The 9,713-nt window shown below is 43.7% G+C and carries 12 protein-coding genes; 5 read left to right on the forward strand and 7 right to left on the reverse strand.

Going from position 1 to position 9,713, the window contains the following annotated elements:
• Nucleotides 1–18 precede the first annotated feature (18 nt).
• Genes ICN28_RS01075 through gloA form a run of 4 tightly spaced genes read left to right on the forward strand, consistent with a single transcriptional unit; the run spans nucleotide 19 to nucleotide 2,361 of the window.
• Nucleotides 19–798: a TatD family hydrolase gene (locus ICN28_RS01075; RefSeq protein WP_216285562.1), complete on the forward strand. Its 780-nt coding sequence runs from the start codon at nucleotides 19–21 to the stop codon at nucleotides 796–798.
• Nucleotides 799–812: 14 nt separating this feature from the next.
• Nucleotides 813–1,526 (forward strand): ankyrin repeat domain-containing protein, encoded by a 714-nt coding sequence (locus ICN28_RS01080; protein ID WP_216285564.1) that lies wholly within the window; start codon nucleotides 813–815, stop codon nucleotides 1,524–1,526.
• An 18-nt stretch (nucleotides 1,527–1,544) separates the two neighbouring features.
• Nucleotides 1,545–1,964, forward strand: coding sequence for a DUF3293 domain-containing protein (locus tag ICN28_RS01085; RefSeq protein WP_216285566.1), 420 nt, complete (start codon nucleotides 1,545–1,547; stop codon nucleotides 1,962–1,964).
• A gap of 10 nt (nucleotides 1,965–1,974) precedes the next feature.
• Entirely contained in the window at nucleotides 1,975–2,361 is a 387-nt protein-coding gene (gloA, locus tag ICN28_RS01090) for a lactoylglutathione lyase (RefSeq protein WP_216285568.1), read from the forward strand.
• A 25-nt stretch (nucleotides 2,362–2,386) separates the two neighbouring features.
• On the opposite strand, the gene ICN28_RS01095 is transcribed toward gloA, so the two are convergent.
• Nucleotides 2,387–3,049, reverse strand: a complete 663-nt coding sequence (locus ICN28_RS01095; protein ID WP_216285570.1) for a SprT-like domain-containing protein — start codon at nucleotides 3,047–3,049, stop codon at nucleotides 2,387–2,389.
• 348 nt (nucleotides 3,050–3,397) lie between these two features.
• Here ICN28_RS01095 and ICN28_RS01100 point away from each other — a divergent pair, with 348 nt between their 5' ends.
• Entirely contained in the window at nucleotides 3,398–3,595 is a 198-nt protein-coding gene (locus ICN28_RS01100; protein ID WP_216286815.1) for a DUF1289 domain-containing protein, read from the forward strand.
• Here ICN28_RS01100 and ICN28_RS01105 read toward each other — a convergent pair.
• The 6 genes from ICN28_RS01105 to ICN28_RS01130 form a co-directional block, all read right to left on the reverse strand.
• On the reverse strand, nucleotides 3,592–5,199 hold the full coding sequence (locus tag ICN28_RS01105) for an ABC-F family ATPase (RefSeq protein WP_216285572.1): 1,608 nt from the start codon (nucleotides 5,197–5,199) through the stop codon (nucleotides 3,592–3,594). The two genes, ICN28_RS01100 and ICN28_RS01105, sit on opposite strands and share 4 nt — an antisense overlap.
• A gap of 83 nt (nucleotides 5,200–5,282) precedes the next feature.
• Nucleotides 5,283–6,200 (reverse strand): LD-carboxypeptidase, encoded by a 918-nt coding sequence (locus ICN28_RS01110; protein WP_216285575.1) that lies wholly within the window; start codon nucleotides 6,198–6,200, stop codon nucleotides 5,283–5,285.
• The gene (gene tadA, locus ICN28_RS01115; RefSeq protein WP_216285577.1) at nucleotides 6,197–6,673 is read right to left on the reverse strand and encodes a tRNA adenosine(34) deaminase TadA; all 477 of its coding nucleotides are present in this window, start codon (nucleotides 6,671–6,673) and stop codon (nucleotides 6,197–6,199) included. Before tadA ends, ICN28_RS01110 begins: the two co-directional genes overlap by 4 nt.
• Nucleotides 6,666–7,118 (reverse strand): 6-carboxytetrahydropterin synthase QueD, encoded by a 453-nt coding sequence (queD, locus tag ICN28_RS01120; protein WP_216285579.1) that lies wholly within the window; start codon nucleotides 7,116–7,118, stop codon nucleotides 6,666–6,668. The genes tadA and queD overlap by 8 nt, the downstream gene beginning before the upstream one ends.
• 5 nt (nucleotides 7,119–7,123) lie before the next feature.
• Complete coding sequence (gene queE, locus ICN28_RS01125) at nucleotides 7,124–7,777, reverse strand: 7-carboxy-7-deazaguanine synthase (RefSeq protein WP_216285581.1); 654 nt, start codon at nucleotides 7,775–7,777, stop codon at nucleotides 7,124–7,126.
• Nucleotides 7,778–7,805: 28 nt separating this feature from the next.
• Nucleotides 7,806–9,707, reverse strand: coding sequence for a radical SAM protein (locus ICN28_RS01130; protein WP_216285583.1), 1,902 nt, complete (start codon nucleotides 9,705–9,707; stop codon nucleotides 7,806–7,808).
• Nucleotides 9,708–9,713: the final 6 nt, after the last annotated feature.

The following is a 9,713-nucleotide window of genomic DNA, read 5'->3' on the forward strand; positions in this document are numbered from 1 at the left end:
TCCTTAGGAAACACATACATGTTCGTTGATTCACACTGTCATTTAGATTTCCCCGAGTATGCGGGACATATCCCAGAGATCTTGGCTCGCATGAAAGAGGCCAAGGTTAACCACGCCATGTGCATCTCAGTTGATATGCCTGATTTTCCAAATGTATTAGCCTTGGCAGAGGCACATCCCAATCTATTTGCCACAGTTGGCACACATCCCGATTACGAAGATACCCCTGAACCTACCGAAGATCAGTTGGTAGAACTGGCTCAGCACCCTAAGATTTTAGCTATTGGTGAAACTGGGTTGGATTACTACCGAATGGGTGAAAAAACCTATGAGGACATGGCATGGCAAAGGAATCGGTTTAGAACCCATATCCGGGCAGCTATCCGAGTTAAAAAACCCTTGATTATCCATACCCGGTCTGCCTCAGAAGACACCATTCGAATCATGAAAGAAGAGGGTGCTAGCGAAGTAGCAGGGGTTATGCATTGCTTTACAGAAAGTCTCGAAGTGGCTAAAGCAGCCATGGCGCAAGGGTTTTATATATCTTTTTCAGGGATTGTGACCTTTAAAAGCGCCAAAGACCTTCAAGAAACCTGCAAACACATTCCTCTTGAAAGAATGCTTATTGAAACCGATTCTCCTTATTTAGCGCCAATTCCGAATCGCGGCAAAACCAATGAACCTTCATGGGTTGCTCATGTCGCTCAATTTATTGCAGATCTAAGAGGCGTATCAGTTGATGAAGTGGCTAAACACACGACCAACAACTTTAAAACATTGTTTAAAGCCCCTATTTAATAACCTAGAAATCAATGCAACTAAATCATTTAAAAACTTGTTTTTTAATACTATTTTTATCATTTACAAGTCTTTCAATACTTCCAGGGATTACTCATGCACAAATAAGCACAGCTGAGCAATACAAGATTGACGACTTCATCAGAGACGTTAAATTCAATGATGTCAAAGCTGTTAAAAAAGCTTTAGCAGCTGGCATTAGCCCTAATACAGTAGACAACAAAGGTAACCCAGCCTTGTTAATTGGTATCACTGAAAAATCAACAGATGTTGTCAAAGTATTACTGCTTGCACCGTCTATTAACCTTGAAAAACCCAATTTACAAGGTGAAACACCATTAATGGTGGCAGCATATACCGGCTCTATGGGACTGGTTTCTTATTTGGTCAACACTAGATCTGTTGAAATTAATCAGCCGGGATGGTCTGCCTTACATTACGCAACGACCAATGGGCATGAATCAATTGTTAAGTTTCTACTGGATAAAGGGGCCTTTGTAGATCCCGAAAGTCCCAACGGAACAACTGCCTTGATGATGGCTGCACGTGGCGGTCATATATCAATTGTGAAGTTATTACTCGATCGTGGTGCTGATTTGTCTATCCATAACCAAATGAGCTTAACAGCCATTGATTTTGCTGAAGACAATAACCAATCTGAAATTGCTAAGGGCCTGAGATCAAGGTGGTTGAAGCTCTATAACAAGCCATACCCAAGCAAGCCTTAAATTCGCATAATCATTATTATGTTAAATAAGATATATTTTGAGTTTAAGGATATCTATCAAAATGCCCAATATGTTGTTTTGAGCTCACCTTCTATTGAACTTAGTATCGGGAAACGCTCAATCCCTTTAGACCAGTTACTAACCAAATACCAGCAATCAAAAGCTTGTTTCATTACTGCTTGCAATCCTTGGGGTAAAGTTCAAGCTGAGGGCTTCAATCATGAAAAGATGACTGAGTTAGAAAAAGACCTTATTAAAACCAAGCTACCCTATCTCCATGGTTTTGGCAGTAATAGTGAGGGTACTTGGAGAGAAGAAAGCTTCTTGATCATTGGTATTGATAAGCAAGATGCTAGTCAATTAGGGCGCCAATATGAGCAAAATGCCATTATTTGGATTGTTAAAGAGCAAGCACCAGAGCTGATCTGGCTAATTTAAGGATAAAACCATGCAAATGCTTCATACGATGCTTCGAGTCGGCAATTTAGAACAATCCATCAAGTTCTATACCGAAATCATGGGCATGAACCTATTGAGAACAACGGAACGCCCTGGTCAAGACTATTCACTAGCGTTTGTTGGGTACGAACAAGGCAATATTTCAGGCCAAGCAGAAATAGAACTCACCTATAACCACGGTGTGGCTTCATACGATATGGGAACAGCTTATGGCCACATTGCTATTGGCGTCAAAGACATCTACAAAGTCTGTGAAGATATTCGTATCGCAGGCGGAAAAATTACCCGAGAAGCTGGCCCGGTTAAAGGTGGCAACACCCTCATCGCTTTTGTGCAAGATCCTGACGGTTACAAGATCGAGCTCATCCAAAAATAAGCAGATATCCGCTGAAATTAAGAAACTAGCAAACTGCCCTCTTAATTTCCTTCTCTTTATCCTTGCGAGCTTTTTCCTCTTCAGCCGTTTCTTGAAGAAGATCTGTGACAACCTCCTCCATACGAATATTGTCTTTAGGGCAAATCGGCGCACCCATCGTTGCCCATTTCTTCAATAGACTAACTTCATAGCCGCATTGACCACATTTGGCTTTGGCGCGCTGCGTATTATTAGCTCTTGGAGGTGGGAAAATAATCGCTTTATGCGGATACTGCCCTAACCTCTCAGCAATCATCATCAAACGCACCTTTAGCTCTTCAGTCGCATGGGCGCTTCGGGCAGGACCTTCCAGGCCAACGCACTGAGCGATTTCCTTAAAGTCTTCGCCGTGTCCACTATGGCAATCATCAATCGCATGGCACAACTCATGAACCAAGGTATCGAGAACCTCAACAGGATCCTCTAATTTAGGAGATACAAAGATCTCATTGACCATGTCTCCAGAACGCTCACGCGGCCAGCATTGACCAAGTGTTGTTCTAGGCGCACTGGATGCAGGCCAACCACAGGAGACCTTGACTGGAGGAATGGCAAATCCGGCCTTGGAAAAGGTAGGCTCTAATGAATGAACGGCTGCCTGCAACCAAGATTCACGTGTTGTATGAGATTGAGCTATATTCGTGGACATGTTTTTAAAAAAATTACCTTTATTGATGCTTTTGCCATTGGCCCTTTCGGGCTGTGACAGGAATGATTACGTGACCTGGCATTGTAAAGTTGACCCAAGCAATCATGATGAAAAACCTCTACGGATGATTTTAGAGGGCTCCACCATGAGCATCGATCAACACATCTACAAGTTTTGCGGTAGTTTAGGCCCTCAAAGCTATTTCGACTTAAACTGCTCTGGTAAAGCAGATAACTCTGCTATTACTTTCTCATCTAAAACCGGTATTTGGACCAAAGGTCCCCAAACTCTAAGTTGCGTATCCCTATGACAAACTCTAGTAAGCCTAACGCAACATCAAATCCAGACATGGCCGTCAACGAAGAGAATGCCGATTCACCATGTATCGGAATTTGCTCCACATTATTTGATGATATCTGCCAAGGTTGCGGCAGAACAGCCTTAGAAGTTTGTAATTGGGTTTTCATGACCCCTGAGGAAAAACACGCCATTTGGACGCGCATTACTCAAGAGGCCACAGCCATGCGTTTTACTCGAAAGAATTAACCAGCTAGCGATTGGCTAGCTAAATATTCTTCGTAACTGCCTTCAAAGTCTGTCACCGTACCGTCATTACGTACTTCTAGAATTCTTGTTGCTAAACCTGTAATAAATTCACGGTCATGCGAAACAAAAATCACAGTGCCATCGTACTTCTCTAATGAGGTCTGTAAACTTTCAATTGACTCCATATCCATGTGGTTAGTTGGCTCATCCATCGCTAGGATGTTGTGCTTTTGAAGCATCAATTTACCCCAGATCATGCGGCCTTTTTCACCACCAGAGATCACACGAACTGATTTACCGATATCGTTACCTGAGAAAAGAAGACGTCCCAAGGTGCCACGAATGATCTGATCGTCATCGCCCGGTTTACCCCACTGCCCCATCCACTCTAACAAAGTTGTATCGACGGGGAAACACTCACTGGTATCTTGAGGCATGTAACCCACATCGGCGTTCTCAGACCATTTTACTGTTCCAGAATCGGCCGCAATACCGCCAAACTTTTCACTCAAAATTGATTTCAGCAAGGTGGTCTTACCAGCACCGTTCTCACCAATGATGGCTACTTTTTCGCCAGGACGAATCATCAACTTAAAGTTCTTAAAAATATCGCGATCATATGTTTTAGTTAGAGCATCGCACTCCACCACAATATTGTGGAGCTTCTTATCGTACTCAAAACGAATGAATGGGTTTTGACGTGATGAAGGTTTGATTTCAACCACTTCAATTTTTTCTAATTGGCGCTGTCTAGAAGTCGCTTGTCGTGCCTTTGACGCATTCGCTGAGAATCGTCTCACGAAAGCTTGAAGCTCTTCAATCTTTTCTTTAGCTTTGGTATTGTTAGCTAACTGCTGCGTACGAGCTTGCATAGAAGCCAACATGTACGAGTCATAATTACCTGGGTAAACCGTCAATGTTCCAAAGTCCATGTCGGCCATGTGTGAGCAAACAGCATTTAAGAAGTGACGGTCATGGGAAATAATAATCATCGTGCTATTGCGAGCATTCAGAATATCTTCAAGCCAATGAATGGAGTGAATGTCCAAGTTGTTGGTTGGCTCATCAAGTAATAGAACATCTGGATCGGAGAAAAGTGCTTGAGCCAATAAAACACGCAACTTCCAACCAGGCGCCACTTCACTCATCAAACCATTATGCTGTTCAGTTGGAATACCAATACCTAACAACAACTCACCTGCTCTAGCTTCTGCCGTATAACCACCGTATTCAGCAAACTTTGTTTCCAATTCGGCTGCACGCATGTAATCTTCATCCGTTGCTTCAGGATTAGCATAGAGTGCATCGCGTTCAGCAGCTGCATTCCACATATCTTCATGGCCCATCATCACCACATCTAGAACACGCTTATCTTCATAAGCAAACTGATCTTGACGTAACTTACCCAAACGAATGTTGGGCTCTAATGAAACGTTACCAGCGGTTGGCTCTAAATCAGAACCCAAGATTTTCATGAAAGTTGATTTGCCGCAACCGTTGGCGCCAATCAAACCATAGCGGTTACCGCCACCGAATTTAACGGAAATATTTTCGAATAAGGGCTTCGCCCCGAATTGCATGGTGATATTTGCAGCTGAAAGCACGTTATTTGCCTGTAAAAGAGTGAGACAACCAAAGCTCTCTATTTTAACCAAACCAACTAGTTAATACCCAGAAAGCTTAAAAATTACCAGTTGGATTGTAGGATGTAGCCCGTTTGACTGGCAGAAAGGCTGGCAAAGCGGCCTATAGGCAGGGTTAGCTTGTCTGCGCAATGCCCAAAAGGCAGATCTGTCAAAATCGGAACTTGCCCATTCAATCGATGCCGGATCGATGTCAGAGCTTGATCCAAATCATAGCCACGATCTGTGTCGCTCAATTTATAGGCAGAAAAGTCTCCCATAAGAATGGCTCGTTGCTCTGTCAAATACCCTGCATCGATTAGTTGATGAAGCATGCGCTCGACTCGATAAGGATGCTCGTTCACATCCTCGATAAACAACATGCCGCCCTTCACTTGTTCGTGAGTCGGCATATAAGCCGTGCCTAAAAGACTTGTCAACATGGTGAGATTGCCGCCCCATAAAACTGCTTGGTCATTCAAATCAATACTAAGTGGCTTTTCAATCTTTTGGGGCGATAGAACCTCTATCTCTAGACGGCTTTTTTCAATGGCTTGGTGAAAATGCTTCCAAGTAAATGGTGATACTTGCCCACAAAAATCATAACTAAACATGGGGCCAGCAAAACTTGGTGCGCCCGTTTGGGCGAATAAGCCGAGATTGAATGCTGTGAAATCGCTATGGCCCACAATCTGCAGACCTTTATGCACTTGCTTCCCAATGGCTTGCCACTGGATATCACTCATCAAGCGACTCAAGCCATAACCACCGCGTAGCGACATCACCACCGTATTAGATAGGTGAGCAATGGCATTAATATCGTCTAATCGCTCAAGATCTGTTCCTGCAAACCGTTGAAACTGACGCTGACTACATGACATATTTTGAACGTTTGCACCCTTACCATTGAACCAAACCACCCCCTGATCCACAACGGTTGGATCGGGTAAACATCCTGATGGTGCTATGAGGTGTATGTTCATTGATTTTGAGTGCGTCGTTCTTTAAAGAAATCTTTTAATACCTGGGCGCAGGACTCTTCTAATACGCCACCTTCAACCATTGTATGGTGATTTAATTGTTGATGGTCAAATAGCTTTAAGACACTGTGCACGCAGCCTGTTTTTGGATCTTTCGCCCCATAAACCAAACGTGAAACACGTGCATGCATGATGGCGCCGGAACACATCATGCAAGGCTCCAAGGTCACATAAAGGGTTGTATCAGGCAAGCGGTAGTTATTTAACTTCTGCCCTGCTAAGCGGAGAGCCACCATCTCGGCGTGACTACTGGGATCATTTTGACCAATAGGCTGATTATGGCCAGAAGCAATCACCTCGTCATTCATGACCAAAACTGCACCTACTGGAACCTCACCTGCCATACGAGCCAATTCTGCTTGAGCCAATGCCAATTGCATGAACTCTGCATCCCGTGGATGGCCCACATTAGGCATGAATATCAGCCCAGCAGTTAGGAGTTTCGTAAATACGTAAACGACTCAAATTCAAACGACCATTAAAGCGCTCTTTAAAAACAGGATCTAAAATCTTAAAGGCTGTTTGAGCTAGATTCTCAACGGTTGGAATGCAATCCAACACCACTGTCTTATGACCTGGGATGCTAGCCAAGAAATTGACCAACATCTCATCTTCTTTAGCCACTAAAAAAGCATGATCCCATTGCTCAACAATCAATTCGTTTGCGATCTTTTTGATATCACCAAAGTCAAGAACCATACCGTCATCACCATGACCTTGGTGGCTTAAAACATCACCTAGGACAGTCACTTCAATGACATAGCGATGGCCATGAATATGGCGACAGTGCCCCCCATGATGCGGAATACGGTGACCTGCATCAAACTCTAAGCGGCGGGTAATTTCAGTTTTTTTATTCATAAAGCCTATCTAATCCCCAACAACTTATGGGTTTGCGTACTTAAACGCCACAAGGGGCGCTTCTGACAAATTTTAATCGCTAAAGCTCGATTAACCTCTAAATCTGGGCCATCTAAAGCTTGTAAATAGTGGTGCTTGAAAGACATTTTCTCAAAACGAATCAGTAGTTGTTGCAAGTTATCTTGATGTCCTGCTTGTGGAATGACCAATTTAATCTCGTCACCTTGAACTTGAACCAATTCTGAGCCGAATTTAGGACTCACGCAAATCCAATCAATACCCTGAGGCGCTCTGATCGTGCCATTGGTTTCAATTCCGATTTCAAAACCTTGCGCTTTCAGTGCTTTGATCAAGGCCTCATCCAGTTGGAGTAAAGGCTCTCCACCAGTAAAAACTACATATTTATGATGCGGATCACCCTGCCCCCATTCCGAATTAATCGCCTGAGCTAATGATTCAGAGGTTTCAAACTTACCGCCACCATCACCGTCTGTACCAACAAAATCGGTATCGCAAAACTGGCAAACAGCCGTTGCACGATCTTCTTCACGACCAGACCATAAGTTACAACCAGAAAAACGACAGAACACGGCTGCACGACCTGCATGCGCACCCTCACCCTGAAGGGTTAGAAAGAGTTCTTTAACGCTATAAGTCATGTGATTCCGTGATCTTCTGAGATAACCGTTATTGTAACTTCAGTGCTTTAGCAATAGCTTGGCGAGAGATCGTGCTTCTAGGCACCACTTGACCTGGTAGATCGAACCAAGTTTTCACATCTTGCTCTAAGGCAATGCCGTGCATATAGTTATAAATGGCTTTTTTAAGGCCACGCCCTAGGCTGTCATGATCTGTACCGGTTGGGTCGATGAAAGCAATGTCATTTTTAGCGAACGTCACTGGAGGCAATGGCACCAATTCAATACCATAAGTTTGGGGATCTTTGCCCACTGGTGAGTGAACCGTGCAAGTAAACCGATGAAAAAAACCACTTTGTATACAACCATTCTCAAATAACTGTCGCACATACTCCAAGGAATCCACCGTTTCTTGAACCGTTTGAGTTGGGAAACCATACATCAGATAAGCATGAACCAAAATGCCCACATCGGAGAAGCTCTTAGTGACATGCGCGACCTGCTCAACCGATACCCCCTTTTGCATCAGATTGAGCAAGCGATCCGATGCAACCTCCAAGCCACCAGACATAGCAATGCAACCGCTTTGTGCTAATAACTCAGCCAATTCTGGTGTAAAAGTTTTTTCAAAACGAATGTTCCCCCACCACGAAATAGTGACCTGTCGACGAATCAATTCTTCAGCTAAAGCTTTTAGTATTTTGGGAGGAGCTGCTTCATCAACAAAATGAAACCCTGTTTGACCTGTTTCAGCGATGATTTGCTCAATCCGATCAACCAGCAAACTAGCGGACGCTGTTTCGTAACGAGAAATATAGTCTAAGCTCACATCGCAAAAACTGCATTTCTTCCAATAGCATCCGTGCGCTACCGTTAACTTATTCCAACGACCATCACTCCATAAGCGATGCATGGGGTTCAACATGTCCAACAAGGATAGATAAGAATCGAGTGGCAAACCATCCCATGTCGCTGTACCCACCTCTTCAAATGGTACATCTGGCTCAGGCCAATTGATGTAGTCAACATGACCATCGGTATTTCTAATAAATGTTCTAATCAATCGACTCGAGGATCTCTTGCCATTTAAGTGATCCAATAGTGCCAATAATGGAGCCTCACCCGAATCCAATGTGACATAGTCAACAAAATCAAAGACCCTTGGATCGCTGAGCTCACGAAGTTCTGTATTAACAAAACCACCACCCAAACCAATCTTGATGGAAGGATTAGATGATTTGATCGTCTGAGCAATTCTTAATGCAGCGTAAACAGCTCCAGGAAATGGCACTGATAAAAGAACCAAGTTGGGTTGATGTTGTGCAACAGTTGCCAATGTCAGCACACGAAGATGTTCATCCATCAAAGTTGGCGCTGCAGCCAAAGCATCTGCCAAAGGATCGAAGGATGCTTGGCTACCTGCGAGAGATTCAGCATATCGAACAAACTCAAAACGATCATCCACCGCATCACGTAAGACATCAGAAAGGTCATTCAAATAAAGCGTTGCTAGGTGACGCGCCTTGTCGTCAGAACCCAGCGCACCAAAAGCCCATGCAAGAGGATCTTCTGCCTCGTCATCTTCGTAAGTATGAAGAACGTAAAAGCGAGGCCCTTCAGGTAAAAAACTACGGCTATTGATGCGATGACTCAGTGTTTTATCTTTGCCCTGCAAGTAACGAATAGTGGGCGCAATTGTTGCCCTGTAATCTTCAAAGTAATCTAAGAAGTAATTAAGCGTAGCGCTTCGATACTCCTCTGGAACTTCTAATACTTTGGCATGAATTTCAGAGAGACCTTCGGGCGTAAAAAAACTTAGAACTAGAGATAAGGCTAAGTCATCTTGAACAGCGTCAAAGCCTCTAGAACGAAGAAAGCCTGTTAAGTAAGCCGTTGATGGATACGGCGTATTTAACTGTGTCATCGGCGCGATGAGACTGAGAATCCTCATGATCAA

Source organism: Polynucleobacter sp. 30F-ANTBAC, assembly GCF_018882385.1.
In the GTDB taxonomy this organism is placed as follows: domain Bacteria; phylum Pseudomonadota; class Gammaproteobacteria; order Burkholderiales; family Burkholderiaceae; genus Polynucleobacter.